The 19,918-nt window shown below is 72.3% G+C and carries 14 protein-coding genes; 12 read left to right on the forward strand and 2 right to left on the reverse strand.

Annotated elements, in window-relative coordinates; genetic code table 11:
• The first annotated feature begins 271 nt into the window (after window positions 1–271).
• Both IG02_RS35930 and IG02_RS0105315 read left to right on the forward strand, forming a co-directional pair.
• Window positions 272–4,195, forward strand: coding sequence for a glycosyltransferase (locus IG02_RS35930; RefSeq protein ID WP_037802282.1), 3,924 nt, complete (start codon window positions 272–274; stop codon window positions 4,193–4,195).
• On the forward strand, window positions 4,192–5,778 hold the full coding sequence (locus IG02_RS0105315; protein ID WP_030742403.1) for a DUF5719 family protein: 1,587 nt from the start codon (window positions 4,192–4,194) through the stop codon (window positions 5,776–5,778). Before IG02_RS35930 ends, IG02_RS0105315 begins: the two co-directional genes overlap by 4 nt.
• A gap of 123 nt (window positions 5,779–5,901) precedes the next feature.
• Here the strand turns inward: IG02_RS0105315 and IG02_RS0105320 are convergent, their stop codons facing one another.
• Window positions 5,902–6,330 (reverse strand): metallopeptidase family protein, encoded by a 429-nt coding sequence (locus IG02_RS0105320; protein ID WP_030742404.1) that lies wholly within the window; start codon window positions 6,328–6,330, stop codon window positions 5,902–5,904.
• A 322-nt stretch (window positions 6,331–6,652) separates the two neighbouring features.
• On the opposite strand from IG02_RS0105320, the gene IG02_RS0105325 reads away from it, so the two are divergent.
• From IG02_RS0105325 to IG02_RS0105365, 9 genes are all read left to right on the forward strand, one after another.
• Window positions 6,653–7,030: a DUF3499 domain-containing protein gene (locus IG02_RS0105325; protein WP_030742406.1), complete on the forward strand. Its 378-nt coding sequence runs from the start codon at window positions 6,653–6,655 to the stop codon at window positions 7,028–7,030.
• Window positions 7,031–7,239: 209 nt separating this feature from the next.
• Window positions 7,240–8,856: an L-lactate permease gene (locus IG02_RS0105330; RefSeq protein ID WP_030742408.1), complete on the forward strand. Its 1,617-nt coding sequence runs from the start codon at window positions 7,240–7,242 to the stop codon at window positions 8,854–8,856.
• A gap of 88 nt (window positions 8,857–8,944) precedes the next feature.
• The gene (locus IG02_RS0105335) at window positions 8,945–10,303 is read left to right on the forward strand and encodes a phosphomannomutase/phosphoglucomutase (protein ID WP_030742411.1); all 1,359 of its coding nucleotides are present in this window, start codon (window positions 8,945–8,947) and stop codon (window positions 10,301–10,303) included.
• 284 nt (window positions 10,304–10,587) lie between these two features.
• On the forward strand, window positions 10,588–10,770 hold the full coding sequence (locus IG02_RS0105340) for a Trm112 family protein (RefSeq protein ID WP_030742413.1): 183 nt from the start codon (window positions 10,588–10,590) through the stop codon (window positions 10,768–10,770).
• 218 nt (window positions 10,771–10,988) lie between these two features.
• Entirely contained in the window at window positions 10,989–12,377 is a 1,389-nt protein-coding gene (locus tag IG02_RS0105345) for an SIS domain-containing protein (protein WP_030742416.1), read from the forward strand.
• 46 nt (window positions 12,378–12,423) lie between these two features.
• On the forward strand, window positions 12,424–13,665 hold the full coding sequence (gene manA, locus IG02_RS0105350; protein ID WP_030742423.1) for a mannose-6-phosphate isomerase, class I: 1,242 nt from the start codon (window positions 12,424–12,426) through the stop codon (window positions 13,663–13,665).
• 132 nt (window positions 13,666–13,797) lie between these two features.
• Entirely contained in the window at window positions 13,798–14,784 is a 987-nt protein-coding gene (locus IG02_RS0105355) for a cation diffusion facilitator family transporter (protein ID WP_051764468.1), read from the forward strand.
• Between the two features lie 272 nt (window positions 14,785–15,056).
• Window positions 15,057–16,514 carry an adenosylhomocysteinase gene (ahcY, locus tag IG02_RS0105360; protein WP_030742429.1) on the forward strand — a complete coding sequence of 486 codons (1,458 nt, stop codon included), beginning with the start codon at window positions 15,057–15,059 and terminating at the stop codon, window positions 16,512–16,514.
• A gap of 306 nt (window positions 16,515–16,820) precedes the next feature.
• The gene (locus IG02_RS0105365; protein WP_234314611.1) at window positions 16,821–17,522 is read left to right on the forward strand and encodes a hypothetical protein; all 702 of its coding nucleotides are present in this window, start codon (window positions 16,821–16,823) and stop codon (window positions 17,520–17,522) included.
• Here the strand turns inward: IG02_RS0105365 and IG02_RS0105370 are convergent.
• The gene (locus IG02_RS0105370; protein ID WP_030742435.1) at window positions 17,447–18,433 is read right to left on the reverse strand and encodes an RDD family protein; all 987 of its coding nucleotides are present in this window, start codon (window positions 18,431–18,433) and stop codon (window positions 17,447–17,449) included. The two genes, IG02_RS0105365 and IG02_RS0105370, sit on opposite strands and share 76 nt — an antisense overlap.
• Before the next feature lie 154 nt (window positions 18,434–18,587).
• Between IG02_RS0105370 and IG02_RS0105375 the strand changes: the two genes are divergently transcribed.
• Complete coding sequence (locus IG02_RS0105375) at window positions 18,588–19,595, forward strand: stage II sporulation protein M (RefSeq protein WP_030742437.1); 1,008 nt, start codon at window positions 18,588–18,590, stop codon at window positions 19,593–19,595.
• Window positions 19,596–19,918 lie beyond the last annotated feature (323 nt).

Consider the following 19,918-nt stretch of genomic DNA (forward strand, 5'->3'; position numbering starts at 1 on the left):
CCACGGCCCGGTCGCCACGGCCCGGTCGCCACGGCCCGGTCGCCGCGGCCCGGCCGCCGGCGTCCGGCTGTCACGGCAGGCCGTCACCACCGACCGCCGAGGCCGAACGCCCGGCCAAACGTCACAACCTCGTACCTAATGAACGGTCCGCCGCCCGCGGCTTCCCCGCGGGCGGCGGACCGCTGTGCTGCCAGCCGTTAATGTGGGGCCCCGTCCCAGACGCTCCGACGCCCCATCGGGGCGACCCCCGGCCGGAGGGCCCGTTACACCGATGTCCGCCACCACAGCCGCGTTCGTTCCCGCCACCGCCCCCGAGTTCCCGCGGCACGTCGTGACCGCGGTCCTCGTCTCCCACGACGGCGCGCGCTGGCTGCCCGACGCCCTCGCCGGGCTGCTGGGCCAGGAACGTCCCGTCCAGAACGTCATGGCAGCCGACACCGGCAGCGCCGACGACTCCGCCCGGCTGCTCACGGAGGCGCTCGGTGACGACCGCGTCCTGCACCTCGCGCGGCGGTCCGGATTCGGTACGGCGGTGGACGAGGCCGTCCGTACCGCCCCCGTCCTCACGCCCGACGACCTGCCGTACCTGAAGCGGCCCAGCGGCTGGGACCCCGTCACCAGGACCTGGCACGACGAGGCGTACGAGATGCCGGAGCTGCCGCACGGCGAACCCGTGCAGTGGCTGTGGTTGCTGCACGACGACTGCTCGCCGGAGCCGGAGGCCCTCCTCGAACTGCTGCGCGTCGCCGACTCCGACGAGTACGCCGCCGTCATCGGGCCCAAGCTGCGCGGCTGGTACGACCGCAAGCAGCTGCTGGAGGTCGGCGTCTCCATCGCCAACAGCGGCCGCCGCTGGACCGGCCTCGACCGGCGCGAGCAGGACCAGGGCCAGCACGACCAGGTCCGCAGCGTCCTGTCCGTCTCCAGCGCCGGCATGCTCGTCCGGCGCGACGTGTGGGAGGAACTGGGCGGGTTCGACCGCCGGCTGCCGCTGATGCGCGACGACGTCGACCTGTGCTGGCGCGCCCACGCCGCCGGCCACCGGGTGCTCGTCGCCCCCGACGCGGTCCTGCGGCACGCCGAGGCCGCCGCCCGGGAGCGCCGTACGGTCGACTGCGCCGGCCGCTCCGTGGTCAACCCGCACCGCGTGGACAAGGCCGGCGCCGTCTACACCATGCTCGTCAACGCGCGGGCCGCCGTCCTCCCGTACGTCCTGCTGCGGCTCACCGTCGGCACCCTGCTGCGCACCCTCGCCTACCTGGTCGGCAAGGCGCCCGGCCAGGCCGTCGACGAGGTGATGGGACTCTTCGGCACGCTGCTGCGGCCGGGGCGCGTGCTGGCCGCGCGGAAACGACGGGGCAAGGGCGTGGTCGAGGCGGCCGAGCTGCGGCCCCTCTTCCCGCCGTTCGGTGCCACGGTCCGCGCCACCGTCGAACAGATCACCGCGAGCTTCGGCTCCGACTCCGACGCCGACTCGGGCGGATCCCGGCACGGCGCGGTCGAGTCGGGGCCGGGCGGCGACGAGGCGGACTTCCTGGAGGTCGAGCAGTTCGCCCGGCTGAGGAAGCTGGCGCGCAAGCCGGGGCCCGTCCTCTTCGCGCTCCTGCTCCTGGTCTCGCTCGTCGCCTGCCGGGGGCTGCTCGGCGGGGGCGCGCTGGCGGGCGGCGCGCTGCTGCCCGCGCCCGCCGACGTCTCCGAGCTCTGGTCGCGCTACGCGGACGGCTGGCACCCCGTCGGTACCGGCAACACCGAGAACGCGCCGCCCTATCTCGCGCTGCTGGCCGCGCTCTCCGCGCTGTTCCTCGGCTCCACCGGGTTCGCGCTGACCCTGCTGCTCGTCTGCTCCGTGCCGCTGGCCGGAGCCACCGCGTACTTCGCCTCCCGCCCCCTCATCCCCTCCCGGCTGCTGCGGGCCTGGGCGAGCGTCGCGTACGCCTTCCTGCCCGCCGCGACGGGCGCGCTCGCGACGGGGCGGCTGGGCACGGCCGTTCTCGCCGTCGTGCTGCCGCTGCTCGCCCGGGCGGCCGTCGCCGCGTACGCGCTGCGCGCCGGCGCGGACGCCGAGGCGCGCGGAAGCTGGCGCGGCACCTGGGCGTACGCCTTCCTGCTGACGTTCACGATGGCCTTCACGCCGGTCGTCTGGCCGATGGCGGTGGTGTTCGGCATCGGCGTCCTCGCGCTGCGCCGCGGTGACCTCGGCGGATACGGACCGCGTGTCCTCGCCGCGCTGCTCACGCCCGTCCTGCTGCTCGCGCCCTGGTCGCTGTCCCTGCTGACCGACCCGGCGGCGCTCTTCCGTGAGGCGGGGCTGGAATTCGGTACGGGATCGGCCTCCGCGCTCGATCTGCTCGGCATCAGCCCCGGCGGCCCCAAGGCGGTCGGCGGTCTGCTGATGGCCGGGATCGTGCTGGCCGCGCTGGCGGCGCTGCTGCGCGGCGAGCGGCGGTTCGCGATTCTCACGGCCTGGTCCGTCGCGCTCGTCGGACTGGTCTTCGCCGTCCTGTCCAACAACTCCGGCTGGGCCGGACCCGCCACGCTCGTCCAGGGCGGCGCCCTGATCGCCGCCGCCGTCCTCGGCGCCGACGGTGCCCGGATCCGGGTCGCCGCGCAGAGCTTCGGCTGGCGCCAGCCCGTGGCCGTACTGATCGCGGTCGCCGCGGGCCTCGCACCGCTGCTGGCCGCCTTCGGCTGGATGATCAGCGGCGCCGCGGGCCCGCTGGAGCGCCGCGACCCGGTGCAGGTCCCGGCGTTCGTCGCCGCGGAGAGCGTCACCCGCGACCAGCCGCGCACGCTGGTCCTGGGCGGCACGTCACCGGCGGAGGTCTCGTACTCCCTGGTCCGTGGCTCAGGCGCGCGGCTCGGCGACGCGGAGCTGGCGGCGGCCGGCGGCGGCGACGCCCGGCTGGACAAGGTCGTCGCGAACCTCGTGGCCGGTTCCGGCGCCGACCAGACCGACCAGCTGAGCGGGTTCGCGATCCGCTACGTGCTCGTACGGGAGGGCTCGCCGCGCGAGACCAGCCGCGTGCTGGACGCCACCCCCGGCCTGACCCGGCTGAGCCAGGTCGACGGCAGCGCGCTGTGGCGCGTGGACCGGCAGGTCGCGCGGGCCGTCATCGTCGACGGCAAGGGCGCCGGCGAGCCGCTGGCCGTCGCCTCCGAGCCGGTCGAGGCGCACGCGACGGTCCCGGCGGGCGCGGAGGGCCGCGTGCTGCGGATCGCGGACCGGGCGGCCAACGGCTGGCAGGCCACGCTGGACGGCGAGCCGCTGACGAAGAAGACCGTCGACGGCTGGGCCCAGGGCTTCGAACTGCCGGCCAAGGGCGGTCGGCTGGCCCTCACCTACGAGGACCCGATCACGCACACGGCGTGGATCTGGGCGCAGGGCCTGCTCGCGCTCGTCCTGCTGGTGCTGGCCCTGCCGGGGCGGCGCCGGGAGATCGACGACGACCTGCCGGAGGAGGACGGCCCCGCCACGGCGGACGCGATGACGGGCGACGGCCGCCGGGCACGCAGGCTGCGGGCGGCGGCCGAGGCGGAGGCGCAGGCGGCCGATACACAGCCGGCCGACGCGCACGCTTCCGCGGGCGCGGGTGCCGTCGTGGGCACGGTCGCGGACGCCGGAGCGACGGCCGACGGCGAGCAGGGGCGGCCGGCCTACGGGACCGTGCCGCGACAGGGCGCGTACGCCGAGTGGGACGCGCCGGCGTACGCGGGCGCCGAGTACGGACAGGGCTCCCAGCCGGACGAGCGGTACCAGGGCGCGGGAGCGGGCCACGGCGCGGGGCAGTACGGCGACGGCCAGGTGCCGGACCAGGCGCAGGCACAGGCACAAGCACCAGCACAGGGGCAGGTGCCGGGGCAGTACGAGCAGCAGTCCTACGACCCCTATCAGGCCCCGCCCGTGCCGTACCCCACGCAGGGCACGGACCCGGGCTACCAGCAGGACGGCGCGTACCGGAACGGCGCGTACCAGGAGGGCGCGTACCAGGACGGCGGGTACCAAGGCGCCGACTACCAGAGCGCCGACTACCAGGGCGCGGCCTATCAGGACGCCGGCTACCAGAGCGGTCAGTACGCGCAGGACGGCTCGTACGACCCCTACGGCTACGGCCGGCAGCAGCCGCAGCAGCAGCCCTACGCCGACGGCACCCAGAACGACCGGCACCAGAGCCCGGACGGGAGCAGCAACCAGTGAACCGTACGACCCTCTCCCTCATCGCGGTCGCCACGGCGCTCGCCGCCGTCACCGGCGTCGCCTCGATGTCCGGCCCGGACGGCGCGGAGCCGACGGCGACGGCACAGGTGCTGCCGCGGCCCGTGGAGCGCAGCAGCCTGCTCTGCCCGGCCCCGAGCGTCTCGGACGTCGCGGAGACGACGTACACGTCCGTCACCCCCGCGGGCACGAAGGACGCCGGGACGGACGGTGCGGCCGAACTGCGCGAGTCCACGGTCACGTTGGTGGACAACGACAAGCCGAAGGACGACGGGAAGAACGAGGAGAAGAACGAGGAGAAGGACGGCGGGAAGGGCTCAGGGAAGGACGCCGAGAAGGGTGAAGGGCAGGGCGGAGAGCAGGGCAAGTCGTTCCTGACGCTCAAGGACCCCGGTACGCCGGTCTCGGCCGAGGCGGGCGGCGCCGAGGCCCCCGCTCTCGTGGGCACCGCCACCGGCCGGTTCGCCCCCGGCTGGACCGCGCAGCAGACCACCACCGTCCCGGTGGGCGGCGGGCGGGGAGTGCTGGGCGTGAGCTGCACGGCGCCCGACACGGAGTTCTGGTTCCCCGGCGCGAGCACGCAGAAGAGCCGGCAGGACTACGTGCACCTCACCAATCCCGACGACAGCGCGGCGGTCGTCGACGTCGAGCTGTACGGGAAGGACGGCCTCCTCAAGGCCGAGTCGGGGGAAGGCATTCCGGTCCCGGCGAGGTCGAGCGTCCCGGTGCTGCTCTCCACACTGACGGGCGAGGCCGCCGACAACCTGACCGTGCGGGTCGCCACCCGCAGCGGCCGGGTCGGGGCCGCCGTACGCGCGTCGGACGACGGCGGGGGCAGCGACTGGCTGGCCGCCGCCGCCGACCCGGCGGCCCGGGTGGTGCTGCCCGGCATCCCGGCGGACGCCACCGACGTCCGGGTGGTGGCGTTCGCGCCGGGCGCGGACGACGCCGAACTGAAGGTGCAGTTGGTGGGCGCCGACGGCACGATCATCCCGGCCGGGAACGAGACGCTGCACGTCAAGTCCGGGATGACCGCGGCCCTCGACCTGGGCAGCGTGACGCGGGGCCAGGCGGGATCGCTGCTCCTCAGCCCCGCGGGCTCCCGTGCGACCCCGGTGACCGCGGCGCTGCGGGTGGTCAGGGGCAAGGGTGACAAGCAGGAGCTGGCGTTCATCCCGGCGACGGGGAAGATCGAGTCGCGGGCGACCGTGGCCGACAACCGGGCCAAGGGTTCGACCCTCTCCCTGACCGCGCCGGGAGAGACGGCGAAGGTCAAGGTCACGGCGTCGGCGGGGAGCGACGGCGGCGAGCCGGCCGAGGAGACGTACACGGTCAAGGGCGGCACGACGCTGGCCGTCACACCGCCGGTGCCGGCCGGGCTGAAGGGCTCGTACGCGCTGACGGTGGAGCCGCAGTCGGGCGGCCCGGTGCACGCGGCGCGCATGCTGGAGCTTCCGGACGACGGCGTGCCGATGTTCACGGTGCAGACGCTGCCGGACGACCGGGGAACGGTGTTCGTACCGAAGGCCAGGGAGGATCTGTCGATCCTGGGCGGTCAGGACTGAGACGGTCGGGACCCAAGCGGTCAGGCCGGAAGCGGTCAGGGCCGGGACCGGCCAGGACCGGGACCGTCCAGGACCGGAAGCGGCCAGGGCCGGGACGACCGGGCCCAGCCGGGGTCGGCCGCCTCAGTCCTGGCCGTAGCGCGGGTCGACGGACTCCGGCGCCAGCCCCAGCAGTTCCGCCACCTGCTCGACCACGACCTCGTGCACGAGCATCGCGCAGTCGTCCCGGCTCTTCGCCCGGATCTCGATGGGCCGCCGGTAGACCAGGATCCGCGCGGGGTGGTCCTTGTCCGCGGGCGCCGAGCTGCCGAGCGGTACGGAGTCGTCCTGCGGGTTCGGCACGTCCATGACCATGAAGTCGACCTCGGCGAGCTGTGGCCAGCGGTGCTCCAGCCGTTCCACGGAATCCCGTACGAGATCGCGGAACGAATCCGAGCGGCTGACCGAGAGCGGCACCTGCGGCGGTGCGACGGGGCCCCGCATCCCGCGGCCGTGGCGGTCGCGGTGACGCGGCCGGGGCTCGATCGGGCGGGGCGGCACTGGACTGTCCATCACTGACGCAGGGTAGCCCTCAGAGGGCGGCGCCGATCGCCGTCACCGTCGGCTCGAGCAGCATGTCGCATATTGATCATTCCAACGAAAGTCAGGCTCATTTCCATAGGTCGGTGTGATCATCACGCTCGCCTTCGCTGATGTGATTTGTCCCAAGTCGTAGCCGTGTTACGGGCTGTCGCCGACCTGTCACCCCTCTTTCCGTGCAGGTCAGGCCAGTTGTTTCCGGCCACCGCGAGAGGCCCGTGAGCATGCGACACGGGGGAGTGGCCGGGGGGAGAGTCGTCGCGGCCCGCTCAAGAGTGCGGTACCGTCCAACATCGTGAGCCCTGTACGTCGCTGTTCGCGCACCGCGTGCGGCCGCCCTGCCGTCGCGACACTGACGTACGTCTATGCCGACTCGACGGCGGTACTCGGCCCGCTCGCCACCTACGCCGAGCCTCACTGCTACGACCTGTGCGCGGAGCACAGCGAGCGGCTGACCGCGCCCCGCGGCTGGGAGGTCGTCCGGCTCGCGGACGGCTCGGCCCCGGCCCGTCCCAGCGGTGACGATCTCGAAGCGCTGGCCAACGCCGTGCGGGAAGCGGCCCGCCCCCAGGAGCGCGCGGCCGAGGCCGGGGGCAAGGGAGCGCGGGGCGCGGACCCGATGGAGGTCGGGCGCCGGGGTCATCTGAGAGTGCTGCGCTCGCCGGAGTCCTGACCGCCGGAATCGACGCGCTTGACGCGCGCATCGCACGTAATCGCGCACCTGTCGCGCGCGCATCGCGCGTAACGCGCGTATGAGTCCCGAGGAGCACGTCCCGGTGTCACGGGTCGTGCACGAGGCATTGACCGGGCCTGGCGCGGACACGACCATTCCTTCCATCCGTGGGAGATCAGTTTCCGTATCGCGGAATCCGGAGGTCTGTCGTGTTCGTACAGCAACTGGAACCCGTCGCCGACTCGCTCGCCCTCTCCGCCCTCGTCGCCGCTCTGCCCCTGGCCACCGTGCTCGTCCTGCTCGGTGCCGTCCGCATGAAAGCGCATCTCGCGGGGCTCATCGGCCTCGCCGTGGCCGTGCTCGTCGGCCTGTTCGTCTTCGGAATGCCGCTCGGCCAGACGCTCTCGGCCGGCGCGCAAGGGGTGCTCTTCGGCCTCTTCCCCATCATGTGGATCGTCGTCAACGCCCTGTGGGTGTACCGGATGACGCTGCGCACCCGGCACTTCGACGTCCTGCGGCGCTCGTTCGGGAGGCTGTCCGACGATCCCCGCGTCCAGGCGCTCGTCATCGCCTTCTGCTTCGGCGCGCTGCTCGAGGCGCTCGCCGGATTCGGCGCGCCGGTCGCCATCTGCTCCGTGATGCTGGTGGCGCTCGGCTTCGACCCGGTCAAGGCGGCCGTCGTCTCGCTCGTGGCCAACACCGCGCCGGTGGCCTTCGGCGCGATGGGCACACCGGTGGTGACGCTCGCTCAGGTCACGGGGCTGCCCCTGGACACCGTCGCGTCGGTCGTCGGGCGTCAGACGCCGCTGCTGGCACTGGTCGTACCGCTCGTCCTGGTTGGTCTGGTCGACGGCCGGCGGGGCCTGCGCGAGACCTGGGTGCCCGCGCTGGTGTGCGGAGTGGCCTTCGCGGCGGCCCAGTTCGTCGCCGCCAACTACGTCTCCGCCCAACTCGCCGACATCGGCGCGGCACTGGCGGGCGCGGCGGCGCTGGTCGCGCTCCCCTCGGCACGGCGGCCCGCGGCCGAGCCGGTACGGACGGCGGTGCTCACGGGCGTACGCAGCGAGGACCTGGATCGGGACGATCCGCGCCGGGACGTGCTGCGGGCCTACGCGCCGTACGGCCTGATCGTGGCGATCTTCTCCCTCGCGCAGATCCCACCGGTCAAGGACCTGCTGGCGCGGGCCACCCGGGTCTTCGACTGGCCGTTCCTGGCGGTGGCCGACGCGCAGGGGAAGCCGGTGGGCGCCAATGTCTTCTCCCTGCCACTGCTGGCGACGGGCGGCACGCTCGTGCTGCTCGCGGGCGTGTGCACGGCGGTGCTGCTCGGCGTGCGCGCGGGGGACGCGCTACGGGAGTGGGCGGCGACCGTCCACGAACTGCGGTACGCGATCCTCACCGTCACCTCGGTGCTCGCCCTCGCGTATGTGATGAACCTGTCCGGACAGGCCGCTACGATCGGTCACTCCGTGGCGGCGGCGGGCGCGGGACTGGCGTTCCTGTCACCGATCCTGGGGTGGTTCGGGGTCGCGGTGTCCGGATCCGACACCTCGGCCAACGCGCTGTTCGGGGCCCTCCAGGTCACGGCGGCACAGCAGTCGGGGCTCTCGCCGGAGCTGCTGGCGGCGGCGAACAGTTCCGGTGGCGTGCTGGGCAAGATGATCTCGCCGCAGAACCTGACGATCGCGTGTGCGGCGGTGGGACTCGCGGGCAGGGAGGGGGATCTGCTGCGAAAGGTGCTGCCGTGGAGTGCGGGGTTGCTGCTGGTGATGTGCCTGGTGGTGGTGGGGCAGAGTACGGCGGCGCTGGGCTGGATGCTTCCGTGAGGCGTACGTGCCTGCCCTGTCCGATGCGCGGCTGCCGGGCCGGCGCGGGTAGCGTGGGCTCGTCGTCCGAGTTCTGCAGGGGGTACCGGTGGCTGATCTGTCGCAGCTGGTGAAGGCGTACGACGTGCGCGGGGTGTACCCCGATCAGCTGGACGACCGGCTCGCCGAGCTGTTCGGAGCGGCGTTCGTCGAGGTCACCCGGGCGGAGGCGATCGTCATCGGGCACGACATGCGGCCGTCGTCGCCCGGGCTGGCGTCGGCCTTCGCCCGGGGCGCGGTCGCGCGCGGCGCGCACGCGACGATCATCGGCCTGTGCTCGACGGATCAGCTGTACTACGCGTCGGGGAGGCTGGGCGTGCCGGGCGCGATGTTCACCGCGTCGCACAACCCGGCCCGGTACAACGGCATCAAGATGTGCCGGGCCGGCGCGGCGCCCGTCGGCCGGGACACAGGGCTGGCGGAGATCCGCGCGCTGGTCGAGCGACGGCTGGAGGAGGGCACTCCGCCCTCGGTGACGCGGCCGGGGACGCTCACGAAGCGCGACCTGCTGGACGACTACGCGGAATACCTGCTGTCGCTGGTCGACCTGTCCGCGATCCGCCCGCTGAAGGTCGTCGTGGACGCGGGCAACGGCATGGGCGGGCACACGGTCCCCACGGTGTTCGCGGGGCTGCCGCTGGAGGTCGTACCGCTGTACTTCGAACTGGACGGTACGTTCCCGAACCACGAGGCCAACCCGCTGGACCCGAAGAACCTGGTGGACCTCCAGGCCCGCGTCCGGGCCGAGGGCGCCGACCTGGGCCTGGCCTTCGACGGCGACGCGGACCGCTGCTTCGTCGTGGACGAGCGCGGCGAGGGCGTCTCCCCGTCGACGATCACCGCGCTGGTGGCGGCGCGCGAGCTGGCCAAGCACCCGGGCGGCACGGTCATCCACAACCTGATCACGTCCTGGTCGGTGCCGGAGGTGGTCGAGGAACACGGGGGGACACCCGTCCGTACCCGCGTCGGCCACTCCTTCATCAAGCAGGAGATGGCCGACACGGGCGCCGTCTTCGGGGGCGAGCACTCGGCGCACTACTACTTCCGCGACTTCTGGAACGCGGACACGGGCATGCTCGCCGCGCTCCACGTCCTGGCCGCACTGGGCAGCCAGCCGCGGCCGCTCTCCGCCCTGGTCGCCGCGTACGACCGCTACGCGGGCTCCGGCGAGATCAACTCCACGGTCGTCGACCAGACGGGGCGCACGGCGGCGATCCGCGAGGCGTTCGCGGCGCGCGAGGGTGTGACGTTCGACGAACTGGACGGTCTGACGGTGACGGCGGCCGACTGGTGGTTCAACGTGCGCCCGTCGAACACGGAACCGCTGCTGAGGCTGAACGTGGAGGCGCGGGACGAGGCGACGATGGAGGAGATCAGGGACGAGGTGCTGGGCCTGATCCGCGCGTAGCCGGGCTGGGCCGAGGCGGGCTGTACCGGACCGAGATTCCGGGGTACGCGGCGCGGGCGGCATACGAGGCCGAACAGGCGCGCCCCCGCACGGCGCGCAACGCGCCCCAGGATCCCCGAGCCCACGGCGGGGCGGAGCCCCGGTCCCCCCGGGAATGCGGGTGGGACAGGGGGAAACGCGCCGCGGGCAACCGCGCACCCGCACCGCGGGTACCCGGGACGGACGGCGGTACGCTGACTCCACCCGATCGATCCGCCCCGCCCCGCCCGAAGGGACCCCCACCCATGCCGCTCGAAGCCGGCCTCCTGGAGATCCTCGCCTGCCCGGCCTGCCACGCCCCGCTCAGCGACAGTACGGCCGCCGACACGCCGGAGCTGGTCTGCACCGGCGAGGACTGCGGCCTGGCGTACCCGGTCCGGGACGACATCCCGGTCCTCCTCGTCGACGAGGCCCGCCGCCCCGCGTAAACGACGTTCCGGCTGCCCGCCGGCCGGCGAAACGAGCCGATGGTGCCCGCTGGTGGTGCCGGCCGGTGACGTCGACCGGTGACGTCGGTCAGTGCCGGTTACGCCCGGCGACGGTACGCGCCGCAGACCGTGCGCCACGCACTCCGCGTCACGGGACCGACCCCGCCGTACGCCCACACGCCACGCCACGCCCCGGCGATCCCGAGGAGACCGTCCCCATGCTCGACGAGTCGCTGCTCGACGCCCCCGACGCACTGGCCCGTGCCGACCGCCGCGGGCTGCTGCGCGACGCCGCCGAGGCCGGGGCCCGGGTGCGCACCGCCCTGCGGAACACCGCCGAGGCCGGTATCGGCGGGCTCGCGCCCGAGGGCCGCCCACGCGCCGTGCTGATCGCGGGCTCGGGTACCGCCGCGACCGCCGTCGCCGATCTCGTCGGTGCCCTCGCGGGCGCCGCCGCGCCCGTCGTCCGGCTGAGCCCCACCGGGGTCGCACCCGCCGCCGGTGCCCTGCGCTGGGCGTTGCCCGGTTGGGCCGGCCCCGTCGATCTGCTCCTGATCGCCACCACCGACGGCAGCGAACCGTCCCTCGCGCTCCTGGCCGAGCAGGCGTACCGCCGTGGCTGCACGGTCGTGGCCGTCGCCCCGCGCACGTCTCCGCTGATCGAGGCGGTCGGCAACACGCACGGCCTCACCGTGCCCATGGCTCCGCCCCTCAACGAACGCTACGAAAGCCAGGAACGCCGCGAGCGGCCCGAGCGGCCCGGGAACGACACCGAAGCCGACGGCCCGACGACCGGGAACGAGCCCGCGGGAGAGCCCGGAAGCGAGTCCGGCAACGGGACCGGGGCCGAACCCGGAAGCGAGTCCGGGGCCGAATCCGGGTCCGGCCCCGGGGCCGAATCCGGCGGCCGACCCGAGAACGGCCGACCCGAGAACAACGTCGGCGCCGAGCACGGAGCCGCGGCCGGTGCCGAGCGCGCGGACACCCCGACCGCTGTCGGGTCCGGCGCGTTCTGGGCCCTGCTCGTCCCCCTCCTCGCGCTCCTCGACCGCGCAGGCCTCCTCACCGCGACCCCCGAGACCCTCCAGAAGGTCGCCGACCGGCTCGACAGCGTCGCCGAGCGCTGTGGCCCGGCCGTCGCCACGTACAGCAACCCGGCCAAGACCCTCGCCGCCGAACTCGCCGAAAGCCTGCCCCTGATCTGGACGGAGGGCACGGCAGCGGCCTCCGCCGGCCGCCGGTTCGCCGCCGCCCTGGCCGAACTGACCGGACGAGCCGCCCTCGCCGCCGAACTGCCCGACGCGCTCCCGGCCCACGGCGCCCTGCTCGCCGCGGACGTCACCGGCGGCACGGACCTGGACGACTTCTTCCGCGACAGGGTCGAGGACCCCGGCCGTCCGCGCCCCCGCGTCGTACTGCTCCGGGACCGCCCCGTCGGCGGGCTGACCGCCGCTCCCGCCGCCCGCGACCTCGCGCTCGGCCACGGCACCGGCATCAGCGAACTGGAACCCGAGGACGGCAGCGAACTGGAAGCCCTCGCCGAGGTGCTCGCCGTCACCGATTTCGCCACCGTTTACCTGGCTCTCGCCGGGAACGCGCCCGCATGACATGAGTTCGGCGCCATCACGTCACCACGTACGAGAAAGTCACCCCATGGACCGCCTCTCCAACACCGTGCGCCCCTACGCGTGGGGTTCCACGACCGCCATCCCCGAGCTGCTCGGTGTCGCCCCCACCGGTGAGCCGCAGGCCGAGATGTGGCTGGGCGCCCACCCCGGCGCCCCCTCCCGTCTCGACCGCGGCACGAGCACGAGCGTGGACACAGGCGAGAGCACGGACAAGGGCAAGGGCGCAGGTGCAGGCGCGGGAGAAGGCAGCGGTTCTGGCGAGCAGCCGCTCTCCGCCGTCATCGACGCGGACCCGGAAGCGGAACTCGGCGCGGCGGCGGTCCGGAAGTTCGGGCCGCGCCTGCCCTTCCTGCTCAAGCTCCTCGCCGCCGGCTCCCCGCTCTCGCTCCAGGTGCATCCCGACCTCGCCCAGGCGCGTGAGGGCTACGAGCGGGAGGAGCGGCAGGGCGTCCCCGTCGACGCCCCGCACCGCAACTACAAGGACGCCAACCACAAGCCGGAACTGATCTGCGCGCTCACCCCGTTCGACGGGCTGTGCGGCTTCCGCGCCCCCGAGCAGGCGGCCGATCTGCTCGCCGGGCTGGCGGTCGACTCCCTCGAGCCGTACGCCGACGTCCTGCGTGCCCACCCCGAGGAGGCCGCGCTGCGCGAGGTGCTGACGGCCGTCCTCACCGCGGACCCGGCCGAGATGGCCGCCACCGTCACCGAGGCCGCCGCCGCGGCCGGCCGGCTCGGCGGCGCCTACGAGCCGTACGCCACGATCGCGCACCACTACCCCGGCGACCCCGGGGTGATCGCCGCCATGCTGCTCAACCACGTACGACTCCAGCCCGGGGAAGCGCTCTTCCTGGGCGCGGGCGTCCCGCACGCCTACCTCAACGGCCTCGGCGTCGAGATCATGGCGAACTCGGACAACGTGCTGCGCTGCGGGCTCACGCCCAAGCACGTGGACGTGCCCGAACTGCTCCGTATCGTGCGCTTCGAGACGACCGAGCCGAACATCCTCCGCCCGGAGGCGTCCGGCACGGGGGAAGAGGTGTACGAGACGCCCATCGACGAATTCCGGCTCTCCCGCTACGTCCTCGCGCCGGGCGCCGACCCCCGCGACCTGACTACCGCCGGTCCGCAGATCCTGCTCTGCACGGCCGGTGCGCCCCGGACGAACGGCCTGGGCCTCGCGCCCGGCGGCGCCGTCTTCGTCCCGGCGGGCGAGACGACCGAACTGTCCGGGACAGGAACGATTTTCCGGGCGACCGTCGTGGTCTGAGGCGGACCGAAAAACCGTTCCCGCAGGAAGCTGCAACAATGTCCCGCCGTACCGGGGCCACGACGCGGCCGGCCTCCCCGGCCGGGTCGGCGGCGACCAGCGACAGGACAGAGGAAGGGACGTCACCCACCCATGAGCGCGTCAGGCGGAACCAAGGCGATCGTGGCGGCGCTCGGCGCCAATCTCGCGATCGCGGTAGCTAAGTTCGTGGCGTTCCTCTTCAGCGGTTCGTCGTCCATGCTCGCCGAGAGCGTGCACTCCCTCGCCGACTCCGGCAACCAGGGGCTGCTCCTCCTCGGCGGAAAGCGGGCCAAGCGCGAAGCGACCCCGCAGCACCCCTTCGGCTACGGCCGCGAGCGCTACATCTACGCCTTCCTCGTCTCCATCGTCCTCTTTTCCGTCGGCGGCATGTTCGCCGTCTACGAGGGTTACGAGAAGATCAAGCATCCGCACGAGATCGAGGCCTGGTACTGGCCGGTCGGGGTGCTCGTCTTCGCGATCATCGCCGAGGGCTTCTCCTTCCGTACGGCCATCAAGGAGTCGAACGCCCTGCGCGGCGCGCTTTCCTGGAAGGAGTTCATCCGCCGGGCCAAGGCTCCCGAGCTCCCCGTCGTGCTCCTGGAGGATCTCGGCGCGCTGATCGGCCTCGTCCTCGCCCTCGCCGGCGTCGGCCTCGCGCTGGGCACGGGCAACGGCATCTGGGACGGCATCGGCACGCTCTGCATCGGCGTTCTCCTCATCCTCATCGCCGTCGTCCTGGCGGCCGAGACCAAGTCCCTGCTCCTCGGCGAGGCCGCGGGCGTGGAGGAGGTCGAGAAGATCAAGGCCGCGCTCGTGGACGGCGATGTCGTGACCGGCATCATCCACATGCGCACGCTCCACCTCGGCCCGGAGGAACTGCTGGTCGCCGCCAAGATCGCGGTCGAGCACGACGACACCGCCGTCGAGGTCGCCAACGCGATCAACGCCGCCGAGGCCAGGATCCGCGAGGCCGTCCCGATCGCCCGCGTCATCTACCTGGAACCGGACATCTACAGCGAGTCGGCCGCGGCGGCCGGTACCAACCCGGGCAAGACCTCCCGCGGCCAGGACACGGCCACCCCGGGCACGGCCCACTGACACCCGGACGCTCTCGAACCAGCCCTTCCGGCGCTGTTTCACGACGGCGATCGGGACATCGGCTGTGGGCGGCGGGAGCCATCGGTGTAGATTCGTGACAGAGCCAGACGTCGCTGCTGATGGCGGTCGGGCGGCCCGCTCCGCGCGGACCGGCCGAGGGAGAGAGGGCCACGACGGACTGCGCCGCGAGTGCCCGGGCATTCGTATGCCCGCCGCCGCAGAGCCAGCCGACGTAACCCACCCTCGATCCGATTCACGAGGAGCAGCTCGTTATGACGACTGTCGCCAACCGACAGGACTTCAAGGTCGCCGACCTCTCGCTCGCCGAGTTCGGCCGCAAGGAAATCACCCTCGCCGAGCACGAGATGCCCGGTCTGATGTCCATCCGCAAGGAGTACGCGGCGGCGCAGCCGCTCGCCGGTGCCCGCATCACCGGCTCCCTGCACATGACGGTCCAGACCGCGGTCCTCATCGAGACCCTCACCGCGCTCGGCGCCGAGGTCCGCTGGGCGTCCTGCAACATCTTCTCCACCCAGGACCACGCCGCCGCCGCCATCGCGGTCGGCCCGACCGGCACCTCGGACAACCCCCAGGGTGTCCCGGTCTTCGCCTGGAAGGGCGAGACGCTGGAGGAGTACTGGTGGTGCACGGAGCAGGCGCTGACCTGGCCGGACAGCCCCACCGGCGGCCCGAACATGATCCTGGACGACGGCGGCGACGCCACCCTCCTGGTCCACAAGGGCGTGGAGTTCGAGAAGGCCGGCGAGGCCCCCGACCCGGCCACGGCGGACAGCGAGGAGTACGGCCAGATCCTCACCCTGCTGAACCGCACCCTCTCCGAGAACCCGCAGAAGTGGACCCGCCTCGCGTCCGAGATCCGCGGCGTCACCGAAGAGACCACCACCGGTGTCCACCGCCTGTACGAGATGCAGCGTGACGGCACCCTCCTCTTCCCGGCGATCAACGTCAACGACGCGGTCACCAAGTCCAAGTTCGACAACAAGTACGGCTGCCGCCACTCCCTGGTCGACGGCATCAACCGCGCCACCGACGTGCTCATCGGCGGCAAGGTCGCGGTGGTCTGCGGCTACGGCGACGTCGGCAAGGGGTGCGCGGAGTCCCTGCGCGGCCAGGGTGCCCGCGTGATCATCACCGAGATCGACCCCATCTGCGCCCTCCAGGCGGCGATGGACGGCTACCAGGTCGCCACGCTCGACGATGTCGTGGGCATCGCCGACATCTTCGTCACCACGACCGGCAACAAGGACATCATCATGGCCTCGGACATGGCCAAGATGAAGCACCAGGCGATCGTGGGCAACATCGGCCACTTCGACAACGAGATCGACATGGCCGGCCTGGCGAAGATCGACGGCATCGTCAAGGACGAGGTCAAGCCCCAGGTGCACACCTGGACCTTCCCCGACGGCAAGGTGATCATCGTCCTCTCCGAGGGACGCCTGCTGAATCTGGGCAACGCGACCGGTCACCCCTCCTTCGTGATGTCGAACTCGTTCGCGGACCAGACGCTGGCCCAGATCGAGCTCTTCACCAAGCCGGAGGAGTACCCGACCAACGTCTATGTGCTCCCCAAGCACCTGGACGAGAAGGTCGCCCGCCTTCACCTCGACGCGCTCGGCGTGAAGCTCACGACTCTCCGCCCGGAGCAGGCCGCGTACATCGGCGTCCCGGTGGAGGGCCCCTTCAAGCCGGACCACTACCGCTACTGATCACGTACCGTCGCTCATCAGGCTCATCACGCTGATCGGCCGACGCAGGACAGGACAGGCCCCCGCACCCCTGTGTCGGGGGCCTGTCCCGTGTGTGACCACCCTCCCGAGCCCGGCTCGCGGGCCCGGGAGGCCCGGGGGTTGGTCAGCAGGGCCGACATCGAGCACCGCCGCTGTCGGCCCGTGCCGACCGCAGCCGGCGAACACCGACGAGTACCGGCGCACGCCGGGGTTCGCCGAGGTGTACGGCGTGTGAGAGCGTCGCAGGTGTCAGTCGCCGAGGACCCGAAGGACCTGAAAGCCCCCATGCCCCGCGGCCGTTATTCGCTTCATGATCCGCACGATCACACCCCTCTCGGTGACGAACACTTCCAGTGCGCGCCCGGCCCCTCCGGCTGGCGCTACGTCTCCCAGATCACCGCCCCCTCCGGCGACCACGCGGGCTCCGTCGATCTGGCCCTCGACGAACTCGGCCGCCCGATCCGTGTTGAACTGCACGCTGCCGGCTGGCAGGTCCGCGGAGCCGCCCTCGACGGCGTCACCTGGGTCCGTACCGACCCCACCGGCGCCCACGCCACCGAAGGCAATGTCCGCGCTCACGCCTTCACCGGAACGTCCCCCTCCTTCCTCGTCGCGATCTCCCGTCTCCTCCGTCTCGCCCCCGGTTCCCCCGCGACCCGCGTCCGCCTCGTGGCCTTCACGGATCCGGTCCTCGCCCCCCGCACTCTCGATCAGTCCTGGGCCCTGGTGAACAGTGAAGCGCACGCCACTGACAACGGCCCCTTGACCGTGGACGAGTACCAGGTCAGCGCCCTGGACACGGGTGAGCGGCACACGGTTCACATCGCGGGGGACGTGGTACTCGCGGCTCCCGGCATCGAGCTCGAAGACCTGGAGTCGCCGCCGTCGGCCTTTCCCGACGTCCCGCCGCACTACGCGGGCGGGGCGAAACCGGTCGGCGACGGCGGAGACGAAGAGGGAGAAGAGGAAGAAGAGGGAGAGGACTGAGGAGCGGAGGAAGACGTCGAAGAGGGACGGGACGAGGCCGAGGAGCCTGTCGGCCCGTCACCGGTAGCGGCGGCGGGAGTGGGAACCGCGGGCACCGGGGCACGGGAAGCGTCGTGAGGAAAACCACCGTCGCCGACGATGACGCCGCCGGAAGAGCCGCCCGGTCCGCCGAAGGCCCGCCGGGCGTCCCGCGCCTGCCGTTCGTGCACCACCGCCGCCAGATACGCGGCCGCGGGCACCTCCTGGGGCGCGGGCGTTCCGGTGCGCTCCGCCAGTTCGCCCGCGAGCCGCTCGGCCATCCCCAGGCCGACCCCGGCGTCCAGCTGATCCATCCGTGTCAGGTACTGCCGTATGCCGAGCCACAGGCCGTCAGGCACCCCCGACAGATCCAGTTCCGCGAACCGTCCCACGAGCCATGGCGGAGGCGGTGGAACCGCGGCGGACCGCCCGGCCGGTACCCGCTCCCGGACGACCAGCGTCCCCGCGAAGACGTCCCCGACCCGCCGGCCCCGCGCCGAGACCAGCGACGCGATGCACCCGACGACCCCGAACGACATCAGGATCTCCACCACTCCGACCGCCCCGCGCACGAGCGCGTGCCGGAACCGTATGGGACCCCCGTCGTCGCGTACGACCCGCAGGCCACAGGCCAGCTTCCCCAGCGACCGCCCGTGGCTGAGCGTCTCCACCGCTATCGGCCCGCCCACCAGCACCAGCAGGAACGAGGCGATGCCGAGCGCGGTGACCGCCGCCTCGTCCAGCGCGCCCGACGAGAGCACCACCGCGACCGACACCAGCAGATAGGCCGTCCACGCCACCACGAGGTCGATCACCAGCGCCAGCGCGCGGCTCGGCAGCTTCGCCGGGCGCAACCCCAGCACGACCGCGTCGCCCGTTACAAGATCGTTCACCGGAACCCGCCTTTCGCCCCGCCCTCGTACCTTCCCGGCCCCACGAATCCCTCAGTCTGCCAAGCTGGCCCGCAGCGTGCCGCGTGAGTATGGACCGGCAGACATACGAACCGACAATGAACCGACCGTCCCCGGCCCTGGAGCAGCAGCGACCATGGATCTCGACGTCTTCGTGACAGCCCACCGGGCGGAGTGGGACCGCCTGGACCAGCTCCTGCGCCGCGGCCGCAGGCTCACCGGGGCCGAGGCCGACGAATTGGTCGCCCTCTACCAGCGCACCGCGACGCACCTCTCCCTGATCCAGTCCAGCGCTCCTGATCCCACACTCACCACGCGTCTCACTCAACTCGTGGCTCGTGCTCGGGCGACGGTCACCGGCACTCGCCGTGCCACCTGGCATGACGCCGCCCGCTTCCTCACAGCGGGTTTCCCGGCGGCGGTCTACGAATCCCGCCGTTGGTGGATACCGACGGCGCTCCTTTCCACCCTCCTCGCCGCGATCATCGGCTGGTGGATCGGGGCCCATCCAGAGGTCCAGTCGGCGATAGGAGCCCCGGAAGATCTCCGGCAGATGACCCGGCCGGGCGGCGAGTACGAGACGTACTACTCGAGCCATCCCGCGGCCTCCTTCGCGGCCCAGGTCTGGACGAACAATGCCCAGGCGGCAGCCATGTGCCTGGTCCTGGGGGCCTTCTTCTGCCTCCCGGTGATCTGGATCCTCTTCATCAACGTGCTCAACCTGGGTGTGGGCATCGGCCTGATGTCCTCGGCCGGGCGCCTGGACATCTTTCTGGGGCTGATCCTTCCGCACGGTCTGCTCGAACTGACGGCGGTCTTCGTCGCGGCGGGTACGGGACTCCGCCTCGGCTGGACCTTGATCGACCCGGGCCCCTACAGCCGCCGCACCGCCCTGGCCCGGCAGGGCCGAGCAGCCCTCGGCATGGCCATCGGCCTGGCGCTGGTGCTCTTCGTGTCCGGCCTGATCGAAGGCTTCGTCACCCCGTCCGGCCTCCCCACATGGGCGCGGATCAGCATGGGCGTCGTCGCGGAGCTGGTCTTTCTGACATACGTCTATGTCCTCGGCGGCCGAGCGGCGCGAGCCGGCGACATCGGCGACGTACAGGACACCGACCGAAGCGCCGAGCTGCCCGTCGCGGCCTGATGTGCGTCAGGCGTCCTCGACCTGTTAGTCTCCTCTTCGCCTCACAAAGACCGTTGACATGGTCCGAGTGGGGAGGTAGATTTGAACGGTTGCCTCGGGAGCTGGACAAGCTCCAGGCCTGCTGCTTAAGATCTACGTCGCTCCGGATGGGAATTGAATTCCCAGGAGCACTCTTCGATTCGACATTCAGATGGTGAACGCCGATACGATCGGCGCGAAATCTTTCTGATAGAGTCGGAACCGCCGGAAAGGGAAACGCGAAAGCGGAGAACTGGAAAGCGAAACCCCGCTCCGACGGGGAATCGGACACGAAAGAGTCTGAT

Origin of the sequence: Streptomyces sp. NRRL F-5135, assembly GCF_000719775.1 — a bacterium.
Lineage (GTDB): Bacteria > Actinomycetota > Actinomycetes > Streptomycetales > Streptomycetaceae > Streptomyces > Streptomyces hebeiensis.

What these genes read in the sequence shown, in the direction of transcription:
- IG02_RS0105345 (WP_030742416.1), top strand. Translation starts at nt 10,989, where the DNA reads ATGCTCGACGAGTCGCTGCTCGACGCCCCCGACGCACTGGCCCGTGCC.
- manA (WP_030742423.1), top strand. Translation starts at nt 12,424, where the DNA reads ATGGACCGCCTCTCCAACACCGTGCGCCCCTACGCGTGGGGTTCCACG.
- IG02_RS0105355 (WP_051764468.1), top strand. Translation starts at nt 13,798, where the DNA reads ATGAGCGCGTCAGGCGGAACCAAGGCGATCGTGGCGGCGCTCGGCGCC.
- IG02_RS35930 (WP_037802282.1), top strand. Translation starts at nt 272, where the DNA reads ATGTCCGCCACCACAGCCGCGTTCGTTCCCGCCACCGCCCCCGAGTTC.
- IG02_RS0105340 (WP_030742413.1), top strand. Translation starts at nt 10,588, where the DNA reads ATGCCGCTCGAAGCCGGCCTCCTGGAGATCCTCGCCTGCCCGGCCTGC.
- IG02_RS0105375 (WP_030742437.1), top strand. Translation starts at nt 18,588, where the DNA reads ATGGATCTCGACGTCTTCGTGACAGCCCACCGGGCGGAGTGGGACCGC.
- IG02_RS0105365 (WP_234314611.1), top strand. Translation starts at nt 16,821, where the DNA reads ATGCCCCGCGGCCGTTATTCGCTTCATGATCCGCACGATCACACCCCT.
- ahcY (WP_030742429.1), top strand. Translation starts at nt 15,057, where the DNA reads ATGACGACTGTCGCCAACCGACAGGACTTCAAGGTCGCCGACCTCTCG.
- IG02_RS0105320 (WP_030742404.1), bottom strand. Translation starts at nt 6,330, where the DNA reads ATGGACAGTCCAGTGCCGCCCCGCCCGATCGAGCCCCGGCCGCGTCAC.